General features: G+C 50.4%; 16 protein-coding genes. 6 read left to right on the top strand and 10 right to left on the bottom strand.

From position 1 onward, the window contains the following. The first annotated feature begins 273 nt into the window (after nt 1–273). The 4 genes from mobA to HUX74_RS16085 are packed head-to-tail and all read left to right on the top strand — an operon-like array spanning nt 274 to nt 5,366. Nucleotides 274–696, top strand: a complete 423-nt coding sequence (gene mobA, locus HUX74_RS16100; protein ID WP_055295407.1) for a conjugal transfer protein MobA — start codon at nt 274–276, stop codon at nt 694–696. Then, nucleotides 681–1,949: a conjugal transfer protein MobB gene (gene mobB, locus HUX74_RS16095; RefSeq protein ID WP_146376205.1), complete on the top strand. Its 1,269-nt coding sequence runs from the start codon at nt 681–683 to the stop codon at nt 1,947–1,949. The genes mobA and mobB overlap by 16 nt, the downstream gene beginning before the upstream one ends. Nucleotides 1,950–1,966: 17 nt before the next feature. Then, a complete protein-coding gene (gene mobC, locus HUX74_RS16090; RefSeq protein ID WP_055295410.1) occupies nt 1,967–3,976 on the top strand; it encodes a conjugal transfer protein MobC in 2,010 nt (669 codons plus the stop codon). 58 nt (nt 3,977–4,034) lie between these two features. After that, on the top strand, nt 4,035–5,366 hold the full coding sequence (locus tag HUX74_RS16085) for an ATP-binding protein (protein ID WP_055295518.1): 1,332 nt from the start codon (nt 4,035–4,037) through the stop codon (nt 5,364–5,366). A 150-nt stretch (nt 5,367–5,516) separates the two neighbouring features. Here the strand turns inward: HUX74_RS16085 and HUX74_RS16080 are convergent, their stop codons facing one another. Then, complete coding sequence (locus HUX74_RS16080) at nt 5,517–6,233, bottom strand: DUF6088 family protein (protein ID WP_055295412.1); 717 nt, start codon at nt 6,231–6,233, stop codon at nt 5,517–5,519. 250 nt (nt 6,234–6,483) lie between these two features. Here HUX74_RS16080 and HUX74_RS16075 point away from each other — a divergent pair, with 250 nt between their 5' ends. Next, on the top strand, nt 6,484–7,806 hold the full coding sequence (locus tag HUX74_RS16075; RefSeq protein ID WP_055295414.1) for a DUF3945 domain-containing protein: 1,323 nt from the start codon (nt 6,484–6,486) through the stop codon (nt 7,804–7,806). A gap of 26 nt (nt 7,807–7,832) precedes the next feature. After that, complete coding sequence (gene topB, locus HUX74_RS16070; RefSeq protein ID WP_055295415.1) at nt 7,833–9,920, top strand: type IA DNA topoisomerase; 2,088 nt, start codon at nt 7,833–7,835, stop codon at nt 9,918–9,920. A gap of 97 nt (nt 9,921–10,017) precedes the next feature. Here topB and HUX74_RS16065 read toward each other — a convergent pair whose 3' ends face one another. The 9 genes from HUX74_RS16065 to HUX74_RS16030 form a co-directional block, all read right to left on the bottom strand. Further along, complete coding sequence (locus tag HUX74_RS16065) at nt 10,018–10,536, bottom strand: dihydrofolate reductase family protein (RefSeq protein ID WP_004326099.1); 519 nt, start codon at nt 10,534–10,536, stop codon at nt 10,018–10,020. Nucleotides 10,537–10,942: 406 nt separating this feature from the next. Further along, nucleotides 10,943–13,015, bottom strand: coding sequence for a bifunctional DNA primase/helicase (locus HUX74_RS16060; RefSeq protein ID WP_007845710.1), 2,073 nt, complete (start codon nt 13,013–13,015; stop codon nt 10,943–10,945). Further along, nucleotides 12,978–13,406, bottom strand: a complete 429-nt coding sequence (locus HUX74_RS16055; protein WP_007845709.1) for a helix-turn-helix domain-containing protein — start codon at nt 13,404–13,406, stop codon at nt 12,978–12,980. Before HUX74_RS16055 ends, HUX74_RS16060 begins: the two co-directional genes overlap by 38 nt. Nucleotides 13,407–13,441: 35 nt before the next feature. Continuing rightward, nucleotides 13,442–14,344: an RteC domain-containing protein gene (locus tag HUX74_RS16050; protein WP_004326095.1), complete on the bottom strand. Its 903-nt coding sequence runs from the start codon at nt 14,342–14,344 to the stop codon at nt 13,442–13,444. A 31-nt stretch (nt 14,345–14,375) separates the two neighbouring features. Continuing rightward, the gene (locus tag HUX74_RS16045) at nt 14,376–15,218 is read right to left on the bottom strand and encodes an AraC family transcriptional regulator (RefSeq protein ID WP_033572530.1); all 843 of its coding nucleotides are present in this window, start codon (nt 15,216–15,218) and stop codon (nt 14,376–14,378) included. Between the two features lie 30 nt (nt 15,219–15,248). Beyond that, nucleotides 15,249–15,800 (bottom strand): hypothetical protein, encoded by a 552-nt coding sequence (locus HUX74_RS16040; RefSeq protein ID WP_004326093.1) that lies wholly within the window; start codon nt 15,798–15,800, stop codon nt 15,249–15,251. A 10-nt stretch (nt 15,801–15,810) separates the two neighbouring features. Then, on the bottom strand, nt 15,811–16,008 hold the full coding sequence (locus tag HUX74_RS20810) for a hypothetical protein (protein ID WP_055295418.1): 198 nt from the start codon (nt 16,006–16,008) through the stop codon (nt 15,811–15,813). An 85-nt stretch (nt 16,009–16,093) separates the two neighbouring features. After that, nucleotides 16,094–16,615 carry a hypothetical protein gene (locus HUX74_RS16035; RefSeq protein ID WP_007480238.1) on the bottom strand — a complete coding sequence of 174 codons (522 nt, stop codon included), beginning with the start codon at nt 16,613–16,615 and terminating at the stop codon, nt 16,094–16,096. A 9-nt stretch (nt 16,616–16,624) separates the two neighbouring features. Further along, nucleotides 16,625–17,326, bottom strand: a complete 702-nt coding sequence (locus HUX74_RS16030) for a PoNe immunity protein domain-containing protein (RefSeq protein ID WP_007480240.1) — start codon at nt 17,324–17,326, stop codon at nt 16,625–16,627. Between the last annotated feature and the right edge of the window lie 30 nt (nt 17,327–17,356).

Raw genomic sequence — 17,356 nt, 5'->3', positions numbered from 1 at the left:
CACCAACCACCTATTTTACAGCATTATAAATCACCGTTACTTTGCAGCGGAGTAACGAACCGCAGGGGGCGCAGGTGTAAAACCGGGCTGGTGAATGGCTGGGCTTACCGTTCCACGCTGACCCCAATCCGTCCGTGACGGATTTCGATTTTCGTCAGAAAATAGCAAGGTGTGTTTTGTATGCTACAAAACCGTTTTCCGTGCCTGAAAACGCCTTGCCCCTTGCGGGGGTAAAAATCACTCCGAAGTCGTAATTTTTTAATTGAAAGAAGCATGGAAACAAGAAAACCTAACAAGGGCGGTCGCCCCGCCCTCGCAGACCCGGCGAAGCATCGCCATGTCCTTTACCTGAACGACCGGGAGAATGCCCGCTTCCTCTCGCAATGGGAGCAGTCGGGCGTTACGAGCAAGTCCCGTTTCATCGCCGCCCGGCTGTTCGGCGAGCCGTTCCGGGTGGTGAAAGTGGACAAATCGGCAGTAGAATATTGCGCCCGGCTGACCGAATTTTACGCCCAGTTCCGGGCGGTTGCAGTCAATTACAACCAAGTCGTAAAGGCGTTGCACAGCAACTTTTCGGAGAAAAAGGCACTGGCTTTTCTCTATAAACTGGAGAAAGCGACCACCGAACTGGCGATGTTGAACCGTCAGGTTATCGACCTGACAAACGAGTGCAGGGAACTATGGTTGCCAAAATAAGCACGGGCGGCAATATGTTCGGCGCACTGGCTTACAACCAAAACAAGGTGGACAGCGGGGAAGCAAAGGTGCTTTTCTCCAACCGGATGCTGTTGGGCGAGGACGGGAATTTCTCTATCGGCGAGTGTATGCGCAGCTTTGAAATGCAGATGCCCGTCCAGCTATCCACCAAGAAGCCGATACTTCATATTTCCATAAACCCGCACCCGGAAGACGTGCTGACCGACCAGCAGCTTTCCGACATCGCCAAAGAGTATATGCGGAAGTTGGGCTATGGCGACCAGCCTTATCTGGTGTACAAGCATACCGACATCGACCGCCACCATATCCACATCGTGGGGTTGCGGGTGGACGAGAACGGCAGACCGCTGAATGACAGGTTCGAGCATCGGCGCAGCAAGCAAATCACCCGTGAACTGGAAAAGAAATACGGGCTGCACCCGGCAGAGCGGAAGGAACGTGCCGAACGCCCCGAACTGAAAAAGGTGGACTATGCCGCCGGGGACGTGAAGCACCAAGTCGGCAACACCGTGAAAGCGGCTTGCTATGGCTACCGCTTCCAGTCGTTCGGGGAGTACAAGGCTTTGCTTGCCGCTTACAACGTGTGCGCCGAGGAAGTCAAGGGCGAGATAAACGGCAAGCCCTATCAGGGCATAGTTTATTCCGCCACCAATGACAAGGGCGAAAAGACAGGCAACCCGGTAAAGGCTTCCCGCATCGGCAAGTCGGTAGGTTATGAAGCGGTGCAGCGCAGAATGGAGAAATCGGGCGAAGCAATCAGGAACGGGAAACTGAAAGAGCGCACCCGGAAGATTGTAGCCACTGCCATGCAGACCGCCCGCAGCCGCAAGGAACTGGAACAGCAGCTAAGGAAGCGGGGCATTGACGTGGTATTCCGTCAGAACGACAGCGGGCGCATCTATGGCGTTACGTTCATCGACCACGACAGCCGGGTGGTGCTGAACGGTTCACGCTTGGGCAAGGAGTATTCGGCGAACGTGTTCAACGAACGTTTTTCGGGCGAAACCGGAAAGATACACCAGTCCGAAGTGGCAGCACCGCAGCAAGACCAGCCCACGCATCAGGAACAGCCGGGCTTCACGCCGAAATCCGACATCGTTTCGGGCATGGCTTCCGTGCTGGGTGCTTTCGGCGGTTTGCTGGGCGGCGGTGCATCTGGCGGTGACGAGCCGCAGGACACCGCCCGCCAAAAGAGAAAGAAGAAAAAGAAGCGCACAAGGCGCATTGACTAACTTAAAAACATACAATTATGCAGCAAGAGGATGATTTGAGAGGGCTTGCAAGGGTCATGGACTTTATGCGGGCTGTCAGTATTCTATTCGTGGGAATAAACGTGTACTGGTTCTGTTACTCCACCCTGAAAGAATGGGGAGTGACGTTTGAAGTGATAGACAAGATACTGTGGAACTTCCAGCGCACCACCGGGCTGTTCTCGTCCGTCCTTTGGACGAAACTTTTTGCGGTGGTGTTCCTCGCCCTGTCGTGCATCGGCACTAAGGGCGTGAAAGAGGAAAAGATAACGTGGGCGAAGATACATTGCAGCCTTGTGGCGGGTGTCGTGTTGTTTTTCCTGAACTGGTGGCTGCTGGAACTTCCGCTGCCACATACGGCGGACACTGTGTTTTATATCGCCACGCTATCGGCGGGCTATATCTGTATGCTCATGGCGGGTACATGGATGTCCCGGTTGTTGAAGAACAACCTAATGGATGATGTCTTTAATACAGAGAACGAGAGTTTCATGCAGGAAACAAGGCTTATCGAGAACGAGTATTCGGTAAATCTGCCTACCCGGTTCTACTATAAGAAGAAATGGAATAACGGCTGGATAAATGTTGTGAACCCGTTCCGTGCCAGCCTTGTGTTGGGTACGCCGGGCAGCGGCAAATCGTATGCAGTGGTAAATAGTTACATAAAACAGCAAATCGAGAAAGGTTTTGCGCTCTACTGCTATGATTATAAGTTTCCCGATTTATCGGAAATCACTTATAATCATTTGCTTAACCACTTGGACGGGTATAAGGTAAAGCCCAAATTCTACATTATCAATTTTGACGACCCACGCAAGAGCCACCGATGCAACCCGATAAACGCCAGTTTCATGTCGGACATTGCGGATGCCTACGAAGCAAGCTACACGATAATGCTTAACCTCAATCGAAGTTGGATAAGCAAGCAGGGCGACTTCTTCGTGGAAAGCCCGATTATCCTGCTTGCAGCCATTATTTGGTACTTGCGCATTTATCAGGGCGGCAGGTATTGCACGTTCCCGCACGCCATAGAGTTGTTGAACAAGAAATACGCCGATGTTTTCACGATTTTGCGCAGTTATCCCGAACTGGAAAACTATCTTTCCCCGTTCGTGGATGCTTGGGAAAGTTCGGCAGTTGAACAGTTGCAGGGGCAGATTGCCAGTGCGAAAATCCCGCTTTCAAGGATGATTTCACCCGCCCTTTACTGGGTAATGACGGGCGATGATTTTTCACTTGACATCAACAACCCGAAAGAGCCTAAAATCTTGGTTGTCGGTAACAATCCTGACCGCCAAAATATCTACTCGGCGGCACTGGGATTATATAATTCCCGTATCGTGAAGCTGATAAACAAGAAAGGTCAGCTTAAAAGTTCGGTGATAATAGATGAATTACCGACTATATATTTTCGTGGGCTTGATAATTTGATTGCCACCGCCCGAAGCAACAAGGTTGCGGTTCTGTTGGGCTTTCAGGATTACAGCCAGCTTACCCGTGACTATGGGGACAAGGAAAGCCGTGTAATCCAAAATACGGTGGGCAACGTGTTCAGCGGTCAGGTAGTCGGTGAAACGGCAAAAATACTGTCCGAGCGTTTCGGAAAGGTGTTGCAGAAACGGCAGAGCATGACAATCAACCAGCGGGAAAAATCCACCTCGATAAGCACCCAAATGGACAGCCTGATACCCGCCAGCAAAATATCCAACCTCACGCAAGGTATGTTCGTGGGTGCTGTGGCGGACAACTTCGATGAACGGATAGAGCAGAAGATTTTCCACTGTGAAATCGTGGTGGACAATGAAAAGGTGAAGCGGGAAACCGCCCGTTACGTGAAGTTGCCGCAGATAATCGACTTCACCGACAAGGACGGCAACGACCGGATGCAGGAGGAGATACAAGCCAACTATGACCGCATCCGTCAGGAAGTCCGGCAGATTGTCGAGGACGAGATAACCCGGATTAAGAACGACCCGGAGCTATGCCACCTTATAAAAGAGGAAGAATAACCGATATTCTTTCCTGACAGACAGTATTTTTACTAATTTTGCAGACAAAGAAATGATTATGAATGAAAACCAAAATACGGAATGGAAAGAAAGCTGGCGTGACGAGTATCTGAAATGGATATGCGGCTTTGCCAACGCCACAGGCGGCAAGATATATATAGGTATGAATGACAACGGTAAGGTAGTCGGCGTTGCCGATGCCGACAAACTGCTGGAGGATATACCGAACAAAGTGCGTGACGTGCTGGGTATCATCGTGGACGTGAACCTGCTGGAAGAAAACGGGCTGAAATATATCGAGATTGACGTACCGCCTTATTCCAATCCTATCAATTACAAAGGTCAGTACCACTATCGCAGCGGCAGCACGAAACAGGAGTTGAAAGGTGCGGCGTTGAACCGTTTTATCCTGCAACGTACTGGCAGGCATTGGGACGAGTTTCCCATAGAGTGGGCAGGCATAGAGGAACTTTCCCCCGGCGCATTGAACCGTTTCCGCAAGGAAGCGGCGAGAAGCGGGCGTGTGGACGAAGATGTGTTGAAAGATACTACCGAAAATTTGCTGCACGATTTGCGGCTGATTGACACCCAAACCAACCGTCCGACCCGTGCCGCCTTGCTGTTGTTCCACCCCGACCCGGAACGCTTTGTAACCGGGGCTTATATCAAGATAGGTTTCTTCCGGGATGATAAGGGTAACTTGGAGTTTCAGGACGAGGTTCACGGCTCTTTAATGGAGCAGGTGGATAAGGCAATGGATTTGATAAAGACCAAATACCTGATTTATCATATATCATACGAGGGAATTTCCCGGCGTGAAACACCGCAGTTCCCGGTGGAAGCTATCAGGGAGTCACTGATGAATTGTGTGGCACATAAAGACTATGCCAGTGCCGTACCCATTCAGATTAGCGTGTTCCCCGACCATATCACCTTTTGGAACGCCGGACAGTTACCGGAAAGCTGGACGACCGAAAAACTTTTTGAAAGCCACCCGTCCTCTCCCTATAACCCGCTAATCGCCAACGCCTTTTTCAGAAGCGGGGATATTGAAAGCTGGGGACGTGGCTACAAGCGTATCTTGGAAGCTGTCAGCGCATACAAGTTGTTGCCACCCAAACTTGAAATGTTAAGCGGTCTGATGATTACCTATTATACCGATATACGTTCGCAGCTATTGGCGCAGCGAGTGGATGAAAGGTATATACCCATTATTGAGTATGCCGCCCAAAATGGGAGTATAAATAATTCAGATGTGCAGAATTTGTTAAATACCAGTAAAACTACTGCTTATCGAATTTTGTCGCAACTGGATAACTGGCTGGAAATACAAGGAACAACAGGAAAAGGCACTCATTATACACTTAAAGGGTTCACAAAGGGTTCATAATTGAATGTTTTTGCTTTTATGAAATGCTGAACTTCCTGTTTAACAAGCATTTGAAAACCATTAAAAGGGTTCACAAAGGGTTCATCGAAAGAGAGTGATTGATTTCACTCTCTTTTTTATGCTTAATTTCGCAACCATTGGTTGAATATTTTATCTTAATTGCGTTTTTCTTGTTTTATAATCCAAGTTGAACCGTGTCGTGGGAAGAATGGTCTTTGCCATTTCTGTTTGCAATACGGTTTGTCTGATGTCGCCCAGTATGTCCGCCACCACCTTTCTGACACGTGGCGGGTAACTTTTCGCCAAAGATACGATTTTTTCCAGTTCCAGCAGGCTATACCCGTTGAAATATTGGCTCTTGACCCGGTTGTAGATGTCCTGCCCGGTTGTTCCGGGTATGCGCTTCATGTCCTTTATCGCATCGAGCAGCCGCAAGTACGGGACAAGGCTTTCATCCGGGTAGTCCATGCAGTAGGCTTTCACGCACTCTATATCCAAGTTCTTGAAACGGAAACGGCGAACCGGGTTAGGAGTGGCTATCGTTATGGTTGTGGCTACCTGTTCGGTCAGCCCCATTTTGTTATAGACGTAAGCACCCGTGATATAGCCGTTCAGTTTTTCAGTCAGATAGCGGAACTGTTCATCCTGATAGACAGGCAGCTTTCCCAGTCCCAGCACTGATTTCTTGGGACGATAGTACGCCCCCTTTTCAACCCGTACCAGTACCCCTTTGCGGCTCTGTTCGGAAAGTAGCACCGCAACATTGGCGGTCTTTTCCGTTTCAAACGACAAATCCCGGAACGTGAATATACGCCCGGTATCTATCCGTTCAATCTGCCCAAGTATCTCTTTCCTGAATGAAGCCATATTTATGTACTTTGTTTCTATGAAGCAAAGATAGTATATTATGTAATCACCTGAAAAAACATAACAAATATTTTGCCGAAGATGTTTTTTATTTCTCCAACTATTGGTTGGATATTTTTTTATTCACTCGGACAAATTGGGACAGTACCGGACAAATTCGGACAGTCCTTGCCGCCCGTCCAAATATAGCATATTTAGTCGCTACCTTTGGGCGGGACTATTCCCGTAACCACTAAAATTCCAATTATTTATGGCAAACAGAATGACCCCGCCCGCAGAGGGGCAGGAAAAAGACGTGCTGCTGGTCTTGGATAAACAGCAGGGAAAGGTGAGTGCCGTTAAGGGTATCGACAAGGACGGCAATTTGCAGACCGTGCCACCCACTACCGGACACGGCGGCGAGTTCATGCAGGTGGACAAGAACAGCGATGTGTTCAGCAACTTCATTTCCAACTTCTACCGCAAGTATCAGGACACTTCCGGGCTGGAACTGTTCAGCGTCAAGGCTTCCGAAGCGGAGCGGGACGCAAAGGCAATCGAGGACAACCACCGCAACCCTACACCGGAGGGTGACAAGCGGGCTGAAATGCTTCGAGTTCCGAAGCCCGACTTCCACGAGTTCAAGCAGGGCTACCGCTTCGACCCGTCAAAAATCGACTGGGAGAACCTGAAAAAAGTCGGCATCACCGCCGACACCCTGAAAAACACGAGGGACTTCGACCGGGTGATGCGTGGCTACAAGTCCCGCAACACTTACACTGTTTCGGGGACGGTGGGCGGCTTCTATCTCAAACCTACCGATGTCAAGATCTCTTTCTATCAGGCAAAGGACGGCACGGTAGTACCCAAGCTACACGGCGTGCAGCAGGACGAAAAACTGTTGCAACGCCCGTTCCATGAACACGAGTTCACCAAGCAGGAACAGGGCAACTTGCAAGGCACTGGCAACTTGGGCGGCATCGCTGAAATCAAAGACCCGAAAAGCGGCGAGCAAATCCCCGTGTTCGTCAGCCGGGACAGGTACACGCACGAACTGGAGTATATGCGGGCTGACAAGTGGAAATGCCCCGATACAATCTGTAACGTGCAAGTCAGCCCGGAACAGAAAGCCGCCTTTGAAGCCGGGCAAGCGGTGAAAATGGAAAACCTGCAATTCAGGGACGGCACGCAGCGCAGTGCCTATTTGCAGGTCAGTGCGGTGGAGCGTGGCTTGGAGTTCCTGCCCCGTGCCGCCGTCCAGTTCTTGCAGCAGTGGCAGCAGCCCGCAGAGCGGCAGGTCGCCGGGCTAAAGGACGGCAAGGGCGTTGAGTTCAACGGTCATGTACAGCCCGGCGCACAGGGCAAATCCCCCGACAAGGTGCAGCCGAAAGACGTTACCCCCACCGCCGAGAGCCGGACGCAGGTAGCGGTCAATTCGGGGGGCAAGACCAACGAAGCCACCAAGCAGGGCAAAGAGCCGTTGAAACAGGGTCAGGACAAGCCCACCGCCAAGCAGAAAGAGAAGCAGGAGAAAGCGCAGGACAAGAGCCTGAAAGCTGACAAGCCCAAGAAGTCCAGAGGAATGAAAATGTAATATCCACCATTAAAAAGTAAAGAATTATGATTGCATTGATAGCAGAGAAGCCCAGCGTGGCAAAGGACATCGCCCGCATCATCGGGGCGACCGGGCGTAATGACGGTTATCTTTCCGGTAACGGGTATATGGTGACATGGGCGTTCGGCCACTTAATCCAGCTTGCCATGCCGGAAGCCTACGGCGTGGCGAACTTCCGCAGGGAGAGCCTGCCCATACTGCCGCCCGATTTTCAATTAATCCCCCGTCAGGTGAAAGCGGAGAAAGGTTACAAGGCAGACCCCGGCGTGCTGAAACAGTTGAAAGTGATAAAGGAAGTGTTCGACCAGTGCGACCGGATTATTGTCGCCACCGATGCCGGGCGTGAGGGTGAGTTAATCTTCCGCTATATCTTCCATTACCTGAACTGCCGGAAACCATTTGTGCGCCTGTGGATAAGCAGCCTTACCGACAAGGCAATCCGTGAGGGGCTGGATAACTTGCAGCCGGGAGAGCGTTACGATAACCTCTATTTCTCTGCCAAGTCCCGCAGCGAAGCGGACTGGCTGATAGGGATAAACGCCACCCAAGCGTTGAGCGTTGCCGCCGGGCAGGGGGTGTTCTCGCTGGGCAGGGTGCAGACACCCACGCTCGTGATGATATGCAGCCGCTATTTGGAGAACAAGAATTTCGTACCCGCCAAGTTTTGGCAACTCAAAGCGGCGACTGCCAGCGGGGGAATAAATTTTACCGCCCAATCGACCGCCAAGTGGGAACAGCAGCCCGAAGCCATAGCCGCCCTGCAACGGGTAAAGGATGCCGGGCAACTTGTGGTTAAATCCGTTGAGAGGAAAGAAGCCTGCCAAGAACCGCCGCTTTTGTACGACCTTACCACGCTGCAAAAGGAAGCGAACACGAAGCTGAACTTCTCGGCTGACAAGACGCTTTCCATAGCGCAAAGCCTGTATGAAAAGAAAGTGATGTCCTACCCAAGAACCGGAAGCCGCTATATTCCGGAGGACGTTTTCGATGAAATGCCGGAACGTGTCGCCCTGCTGGGGCAATACTCCCGCTTTGCCGGGTATGCCGCCGGGCTGGACGGCACACCCCTGAACCGCCGCAGCGTGAATGACGGCAAAGTGACCGACCACCACGCCTTAATCATTACCGAGAACCTGCCCGGCGAACTTTCCAAAGACGAGCGGGCGGTTTACGAGCTGGTAGCCGGGCGTATGCTGGAAGCCTTTTCGGGCAAGTGCGTGAAAGACGTTACCACCGCCTTGCTGTCAGGGGGAGATACCGACTTCACGGTGAAAGGGTCTGTGATGAAAGAAGCCGGGTGGCGTGCCGTGTTCGGCGAGCAGGAAACGGGCGGGGATGAAGAAGCCGCCAGCCTGCCGCCACTCCAAGAGGGAGAATGTTTGCCACTCTCCGGCGTGGATCTGCTCGAAAAGCAGACCAAGCCGAAACCGCTGCACACGGAAAGCAGCCTGTTGGCGGCAATGGAGAACGCAGGCAGGGAACTGGAAGATGCCGAACTGAAAGCCAGCCTGAAAGATGCCGGGATAGGCACGCCCGCCACCCGTGCGGCGATTATCGAAACGCTGTTCGCCCGCCAGTACATCGTGCGTGAGAAGAAGAACCTTGTGCCTACCGACAAGGGGCTTGCCGTTTATGGGATTGTCAAGGACAAGAAGATTGCCGATGTCGAAATGACGGGCATGTGGGAAACCGCCCTTGCCAAGATAGAAGCGGGCAGCATGGATGCCGACACGTTCCGGAAGGGCATCGAGGTGTACGCAACGCAAATCACCGCAGAACTGCTATCGGTGCAGCTATCTGTCGCTACTGGTGAAACCTGCCCCTGCCCGAAATGCGGCAGCGGGCGCATCCTGTTCTACCCGAAAGTGGCGAAGTGTTCCAACGTGGACTGCACGCTTACCATATTCCGCAACAAGTGCGACAAACAGCTTTCCGACAAGCAGATTGTCGAGCTGGTGACGAAACACAAGACCGGGCTAATCAAGGGCTTCAAGGGCAAGAACGGCAAGGCTTTCGATGCTTCGCTGGTACTGGACGAGCAGTTCAATGTCGGTTTTTCATTCCCCGAAAAGAAAGCGAAACCGAAGAAATAGCCTATCTTTGCCGCTGAAATTTCATTGTGATAGGTTTTACAGCTTATAATAATTGAAATTTTAGTGGTTGCGCCCGGAGGGAAACCGGGCGCATTTTTTATATGTTCCCGCCAAACAGGTAGGTCGAACAGACCACCCCGTTATCCAGCACCCTGCTTTCCGAGAGCTTCCACAGCGAGCCGGATGTTTCCCCGACAAAACCGATGCCTTTGCCCGCCATGACCGGGACGGTGTAGATTGTCAGGCTGTCCAGCAGTCCGGCTTTAATCAATGAAGTAAGCAGCTTGCCGCCACCCACCACCAGCATGTCGGTTTCCTGTTTCAGTTCATAAACCCTTTGCAGCGGTTCTTCGGTCAGGAACTCCACCCCGCAGTCCGGTGTAACGTTGGTGTCGTAGTGTGACACCACAAAAGACCGTTTGCTTTTGTGCGGCCACCCGCCCCAGTGTTCAAAGATGTAGTTGTAGGTGTTCGCCCCCATAAGCAGGCAGCTTGCGGCGGCGTGTTCCCTTGCCGCCAGTTCCTTGACCTCACGGGGCATCCAGTCCAGTTCATAGTCCGGCGTGGCGGTATGCCCGTCCAGCGATACGGCGATGTGCGCTTTGATTTGTTCCATATTATCAGGTATTAAAGTGATATAAATCCCTACTGTCTTGGCACGTTAGCCGCAACCCCAAAAAAGAAAGCGTGGCATGACGCTGTTTCGATGCGAGGTACTGGCATACCCAAATGTGGAAACAGTGCAGCCACGCTATGACAAACGCATAGCATATCCTGCGCTGAATATCCCCACATTTTGAAAAGTGCCAGTTTTCGCATCGGGACGTTCGGCGAACGTATATGTTATATATAAAGGCAATATTCCGGCAACCGCCGTCCAACTGCCGTTACTTTTCCGTGTAACTTCTGCAAAGTTAAGCAAATACCCTGAAAAATCACGTGCAAACAGAAAAAATCCTGCCGTGTTATCACAACAGGGCAGGACACAAGCACCTAAAAATACACAAGTTCAGCCCATACGCCTACGGGCAGCTTGCGTTCCTTTGAAGATGATATGAACCGATGACAAAACAGCTTTGGTTCGCCGTGTCTTTGGTGATGATGTCCCTTTCCCGCATGAAGCGGATATAGCTCTTTGCGGTGCGCTCCTTGATGTCCAATACCTGCTGCAACTGCTCGCAAAGGTCTATGTAGGTGATGCGTGTCTGCCGCCCGAAGATGTCACGTGCGACATTCACCAGTTCCCTTTCCTTGCGCTTCTCCTTTTCCTCACGGGGCTTCTCGCCCTTGTACACGTGCATCCCCGCTTCCTTGTCCCATGCAAAGAGCATCAAAGGAACGTCCAACGGGCTTCCGTCCCTTACTTTCAAGGCTTTCACGACCGACTGGGCGGGTTCTTCGTCTTTCTCTATCGAAAGGATTGTAGCCGCCTTACGCTGCAACTCACTACCCAAATGTCCCCGCAGTTTCAATCCGTTGGGGACGAAGTGCAGCACGCACAGAATACACGTGTTGTAGATCCCCGCCAGCCGATAAAGTTCATCTATCACCGCCACGCTTTCCGCTTCATCGTTGGCACTCTTAACAAGGTCTGCGATGCCGTCAATGACGACCAACTGGATGCCGCCGTACTGGTAGTAGAACTTGTCCATGCTTTGTACAATGGCGTTCAGGCGTTCTTTGCGTGACATGCCGGTAAGACAAAACGCTTTCAGTTCATCGGGTTTGTCCGGCTGTTTGGCACGTGCCAGCAGGTTGCTTACATTCTTGAACAGTTGCACTTCCGACTGTTCGGTGTCGTAGAGCAAGACCGCCTTGTGTTTGCCGTTGGCGGTTATCTGTATGCCCAGCGTATCTACTTCCGCACCAGCCGGGCAGATGCAGCCCGCCACGATTGCGGCTATATAATTGCTCTTTCCCGTTCCCTCGCCCCCGGTGATGCCGAACAGGTTGCCTTGTGTCCCCAGCGGAACGTCACCCGCCGAAATAATCTCTTGCGCTTTGGCGGGCGGGTTGTTGAAATCTATTTCGCATGATTTAAGCATAATCAATGTGTCGCTATACAGGTTGTCTAAAAATTCGATAAACAGTTTCAGGAAATCTTCACGGGTGTTCCCGGCTTTGAAGTAGTCGGATATGTCCTTTTCCTCTTTCGTTCCCGGAAGCGGGAGCAGCAGGCGTTTCACTCCAAATTCTTCCAGTAGTTTTTCCTGTTTGCATGAACTTTCCCTGCCCGTCTTGTCCATGTCAAAGAGCAGGACGATGTGCTTGAACCGGAATGTCAGCCGATAAACCAGCGTGGGCGGTATTGTCACCGTTTCGCTGTTGAAGCAGATAGCGTGAAAACCGTGCGCCGCCAGCGAAAGCACGTCTTTCTCGCCGCCCGTGATGAATAGCGTGTCGCCTTTGGCTGGCAGTTGTTCCAGCCCGAAACAGTAGTTCTCACCGAAGCTGCCGCCGTAGAGGAAACGGGGCGTGGAGAACGGGCGGTACAGCTTGATGTGCTGTTTGCCCTTGTAGCCGTACATGGGTTCTGCCACCGATGAAGTGTAGGTGTACGGTTTGCCCTCTGCCGTTTCACTGTTGTATTCCCGGAGCGAACAGACCTTGTAACGTTCCAGCAGTTCGGGCGTGATGCCGTACTGTTGCCAGTACACCAGTTCGGCAAGCGGGAACTTCTGTTCCCGGAACTGGTAGGGCTTGACGGGCTTTTCGGGCGTTTCTTCGGGTTTGTCCGGCACTGCCCGGCAGACGGTTGCCGGGGGAACGGAAACCGGAATGCCGGAAGCCAGCCCCAAGCCCAAATCCCGGTCGATGATTTCCAGTATCTCCACGAAGTCAGCCGCCCGGTTGCAGTCCAGCCCCTTTAACTGCCCCACGAGGAAGAAACAGTCGCCGCTGTAACTGTCGTTGCCGAAGTCTTTCATCTTGTAGATACCGCCCCGGCGGTCGAAATAGATGTTGCAGGAAGCCTTGCTGTCCTCGTACAGCGGGTTAAGGAAGTTGCGACCTATGCGCCAATTGCCGGGCAGGTAGTGTTTGAACACCGCCAGCCCGTTACTTGTTCTTTCTAAGATTTCCTCTTTCCTTAGCATACAACTGGTGGTTGGTTATCAGGTTGTCGATGTTCTCCTTGTTGCTCCTTATCAGGCGTTCTTCCAGCATCCGGCGTATCTCGCTGACCTTGTAGAAGTAGCGTCCCCTGATGTTGGAATAGGCGATAGTTCCCGACACCCGCAGGCGTTGCAGGGTCTTTTCGCTTATTTTCAGGAACGTGCAGACCTCGTAGCTGTCCACCCACATGTCTTCCTCGCTTTGCCTTGCCGTTTCCATGTGGTTGAAGATGTAGTCGGCAATGGCGGTAATCTTGTTGTCCAGTTCCTTGTAGGCTTTGGACTCGAATGTTATTATTTCCATAACGGTAACTGATTGATTTGCCGCAAAGTTCGGGTGTCCTGAAAAATAAAACGCCACAGATGTACCCACCTGTGGCGAAATAAATTTTGTTAAAGCACGGTTGCCTAATCCTGCTCCCTCATGCGCATCAGCAACCTGTCTTTCAGGGTGGAGAGGAAGCCCGTTCGGTCTTTGGTCTTGGCTTTTAGTTCCATGTAGGTGTGGTAGAAGTCGCCGAGGTCGATGTCGAACACGTATTCAAAGTAGGCTACAATCTCCTTAATATCAACCGTCCCCTTGTTCAGACAGCCGCAGGCGTCCAGTGCGTAGATAAGTTCCACCAACGCCCTTTTCGTCCCCGTCCAGCGCAACACCTTTCCCATGAAGCCGTTCTTCACCCGCTTGCGTTGTTCCCGGCGTTCCAGCTCGTGCAGACGGTTGGTGAGGTATATTTCCAGCAGTTCGTTGGCTAAAATCTTGGCTACCTTGAAATCGTGACTGGTGCTGAACTGTGGGTCTGTTTCGTAATAGAAACTGTCCACGATGATTTGTATGTCAGGCTTCCCACGCATGAAATACTGCCTGTCCAAGTAGGTGGCTTTCGTTCGGTGGTACTGGTAGAACGCCAAGTTCCGCTGGAACGACTTTGAAATCCGGTCGGTTTCCGACAGCAGGTAGTCCCTTTGCACTTCCTCGCTGCCGCTGGGGAAGCGCACCTCTATCTTGTAAACGGTGTTGTAATAGATGATTTTGCTCGCTAAAAGCGGTTTCAGTTCCTTGAAGAAGTGTATTTCCTCTTCCGTGCTGGCGAACGGGTAGGAGATTATAAAGTTTTTGAGTTCGCCCAGTATCTCTTGCAGGTAGTCCACGCACAGGCGGCAGAGCGTCAGCGTGTCCGCTGCGGTGTCCTCGTATTCCTGTATCTGCCATTCCACTTTTTGAAGCAGTCCGGCGAAGTATGTTTCCAACGGTATCTTATGTTCCATAACCTTGTGCTTATCTTTTATGAAGCACAAAGTTACGGGCATAAAAAATCTGTTTTATTCTTGATTTTTCACATTACGTTCTTGTAACTGTGCATTTTCTTGTTTCCTGCGCTTTTCTGCGTATCTCGCCCGGTGTGTCCAGCAAGTAAGCCTTGCAGAAGTCGTTCAGGTTCGATGTCGATGCGAACCCCGTGGTGAACGCCACTTCCGTAAGCGTGAGGTTGGTGTTCTTCAGGTAGTGTTCCACGTCCTTTGCACGCTCCTTTATCACCCATTCCTTAGCCGTGTACCCGGTCATTTTCTTTACCTTCCGTCGGAACGAGCCGTATTCCATGCCGCATTTGTCCGCCAGTTGCTCGGCATCATAGACCATGTAGCCTTTCAGACGCACCATTTCGGTGAATGTCTGCCTGCCCAGCTCCGGCAGCATCCGTTCGGCGTGGCGCAGTTCCTTTTCCGTCACCAGCAGGCGGTTGTCCCTTACCGGGTTTCTCCGTAGCAGGTGGAAAGCGTGGCATACCGTGTTGTACACGTTGCAGAGGTACTGCCGTCCCGGTCGCATCCAGTGGAGCGCATCGCAGTAGGCGGTCAGTTCGGGTATCTCGTCCCGCTTGCGGTGCTGTTCCGCCAGTTCGTCCAGTATGGCGTAATGGGTGGTGGACATACCCAGCAGGATAATGATTGCCTTGTAGTCCTTGTATGCCGCCAGTGTCGGCGTTTCCGGCAGGCTTTTGAGCGTGTCGCACACGTGGGCGCACAGCCGCACGTCCTTGCTGAACGGTTCAAGTTCCAAGTAGTTGTCCATTTTCCGGCTGTTGTGCAGCAGCCATGTTACCTTTTCGTCCAGTTCCTTGCAGGACGCTTCCAACTCCGCTTCGGGAGCGGGAAGCAATAATGATGTAATCCGTTGTTCCATATCTGAATAAATTGATTTGTTTTCTGTACGTTACCCGGTAGCCCATAGCCAAAACTTTTGGATTAGCCGCCAAACCACGTGATAAAGGAACATGGCGGCAAGCATAAGAAAACCTGCCCGCAGGAAATATTCTTCAATGCGCTGCCAAACGCTCGTTTTTCGTTCGGGCATCAGTATGTCCGCCACTTCCTCAAAGGTCTTGCAGGCGAAAATCGCTTGCCGGAACTCGTCTGCGCTGTTCCAGCATTCTTCCTTGAACCACCGTGTCTTGGGGTATCGTTCCGCTACCAGTTCTTGCAGTTTTCGTAGTGGGAACGGTTCGGGGTTGTCCCCGTACTCGTATTCAATGGAAATCACACGTCCCTGCATCCTGATACAATATCCGAATATCCCTTGCCACTTCACTTTGTGCGCCCCCTTTTCAACATATTTCGTCCCGGTTGCATCCACTACAATGTAGTTCTTCCGCTTCTTCAACAACTCGGTATTGGTCGTTGTGTACAGTTCTTCCTTGCGAAACACGTATATCATGTTGCCTTTGGGGGCAAAGCTGAATATCGGGTATTTAAGTCGGGCTTTCATTGTAAATAGTCTATTGTTTTATAAAAGCAAAATAAAACAGGGTAACACCTACCACAACCCCGAAAAAGATACAACCTGTAATAATGAAAGCCCAATCGGGGTAATGGAAATCAAGTTCTTCATAAGGAATGGCAGTTTTCTTTATACATCTGTTCCATACCCATATCAGAACTTTTCCAAATCTATTTACTGTGATAAGGTTACTCATATTGATTAATGGTTTAGCAGGGAACGGCTTGTCCGTTATCCTGCTTCGTTAACATCATATTTTATTCTCATTCCAGTGTACCATATCAATACACCATAATAACAAGGTCTTTTTGCGCTTCAACGGCTTCATCGAAAATGAAATTCAAGTCGTCCATTTCCTGCTCGTAATCATAATCTCCGATACCGTTACCCTCTTGTAGTGAGGTGTATTCCGTCCGCTTGCTCTCCAAATCTGAAACGGGTATGCTGATGATATAGGGAAAATCACTGCTCAATGGAATAGGGATGAATGTACTTTGGCTATCCAATTGCCAAAGGTTTTCCGCACAGTAGATTTGCGTTCCATAATGGTTGCAAATCTTTTCATATACATACCCGTACATGAAAGCAATTTCGGGATAACGGATTTCTCCGTTCACTATATCTGCCAACGCTGCATAAGCATCTTTATCCGTGTTCAGGCTATCGCTGAAATAATCGTTCAGAGTGTCAAGTTCCTGCTTCAACGCAACCTTTAATTGGTTTATAAGCTGATTATCACAAGTTCCATAAACAGACTTTACCTTATCGGCTTCTGTCAAATATGCACAAACAGAGTAACTCATACCTTTTCTTCATTTAATATTGTCATTCCAGTGTACCATGTCGTATGGATAGTAGGGCAACCCTTTCAGGCTGCTATCATCCAGCCCCAAGACCTTGACCAATGCACCGCTTTCAAAACACCAATAACCGTCATGGTTGATACCATATTTATGGTCGTCATGCCAAGATAAATCAGAATGTCCTCGATACCATTCTTTTTTGAGGTATTTTTCCAATCGTTTCACCGCTTCTGCTTTGTCTTGTTCAGCCAACTCTGTAACAGTGATAGCAATTCGATAGGGTGACGGATATAATACTTGGTTTGTTGTCCTTTCCCAATCAGGAAATCTGTATCTAATCAATGTATCATAAATATAGTCTTTAGCTTCTCTGTCTTTTATCAGTTGCACCAGACCATGTATAAGGTCGTCTTCGTAATCCAACATAATGCCTATTGACAGAAGCCACAACATTTCAATATAAAATCCGTTGTCCGTCCAAAATCTCGGCATTGTTTTGAGGGCTTTCACATAATTGTTTTTCAGCTTATCAATATCCTGTCCCATAGAATACTGTACTAATAAATAACGAAGCCTATAATTGAACAAAGAATCGTAACCTATATGTTTTCCTGAAAGATGCATTTGTTCATAATAACTAATATCTTCATCATACATTTTCAGTTGCTTCAAATACTGTTCTTCTGTAAAAAGTTTATCTCTTGTTTCCATTATGGTACACTGCTTTTTGATGTTAATGGT

Source organism: Bacteroides sp. Marseille-P8574 (assembly GCF_902825465.1).
Classification (GTDB): Bacteria; Bacteroidota; Bacteroidia; order Bacteroidales; family Bacteroidaceae; genus Bacteroides; species Bacteroides uniformis.
This window is presented reverse-complemented; position numbering and strand designations above follow the sequence as displayed.

Excerpts from the sequence above, each read along its gene's own strand:
- HUX74_RS16030 (WP_007480240.1), bottom strand. The coding sequence starts at position 17,326 with ATGGAAACAAGAGATAAACTTTTTACAGAAGAACAGTATTTGAAGCAA.
- HUX74_RS16035 (WP_007480238.1), bottom strand. The coding sequence starts at position 16,615 with ATGAGTTACTCTGTTTGTGCATATTTGACAGAAGCCGATAAGGTAAAG.
- HUX74_RS16050 (WP_004326095.1), bottom strand. The coding sequence starts at position 14,344 with ATGCCCGTAACTTTGTGCTTCATAAAAGATAAGCACAAGGTTATGGAA.
- HUX74_RS16065 (WP_004326099.1), bottom strand. The coding sequence starts at position 10,536 with ATGGAACAAATCAAAGCGCACATCGCCGTATCGCTGGACGGGCATACC.
- mobA (WP_055295407.1), top strand. The coding sequence starts at position 274 with ATGGAAACAAGAAAACCTAACAAGGGCGGTCGCCCCGCCCTCGCAGAC.
- HUX74_RS16040 (WP_004326093.1), bottom strand. The coding sequence starts at position 15,800 with ATGAAAGCCCGACTTAAATACCCGATATTCAGCTTTGCCCCCAAAGGC.
- HUX74_RS16060 (WP_007845710.1), bottom strand. The coding sequence starts at position 13,015 with ATGCTAAGGAAAGAGGAAATCTTAGAAAGAACAAGTAACGGGCTGGCG.
- mobB (WP_146376205.1), top strand. The coding sequence starts at position 681 with ATGGTTGCCAAAATAAGCACGGGCGGCAATATGTTCGGCGCACTGGCT.
- HUX74_RS16045 (WP_033572530.1), bottom strand. The coding sequence starts at position 15,218 with ATGGAACAACGGATTACATCATTATTGCTTCCCGCTCCCGAAGCGGAG.
- mobC (WP_055295410.1), top strand. The coding sequence starts at position 1,967 with ATGCAGCAAGAGGATGATTTGAGAGGGCTTGCAAGGGTCATGGACTTT.
- HUX74_RS16075 (WP_055295414.1), top strand. The coding sequence starts at position 6,484 with ATGGCAAACAGAATGACCCCGCCCGCAGAGGGGCAGGAAAAAGACGTG.
- HUX74_RS16085 (WP_055295518.1), top strand. The coding sequence starts at position 4,035 with ATGAATGAAAACCAAAATACGGAATGGAAAGAAAGCTGGCGTGACGAG.
- HUX74_RS16080 (WP_055295412.1), bottom strand. The coding sequence starts at position 6,233 with ATGGCTTCATTCAGGAAAGAGATACTTGGGCAGATTGAACGGATAGAT.
- topB (WP_055295415.1), top strand. The coding sequence starts at position 7,833 with ATGATTGCATTGATAGCAGAGAAGCCCAGCGTGGCAAAGGACATCGCC.
- HUX74_RS20810 (WP_055295418.1), bottom strand. The coding sequence starts at position 16,008 with ATGAGTAACCTTATCACAGTAAATAGATTTGGAAAAGTTCTGATATGG.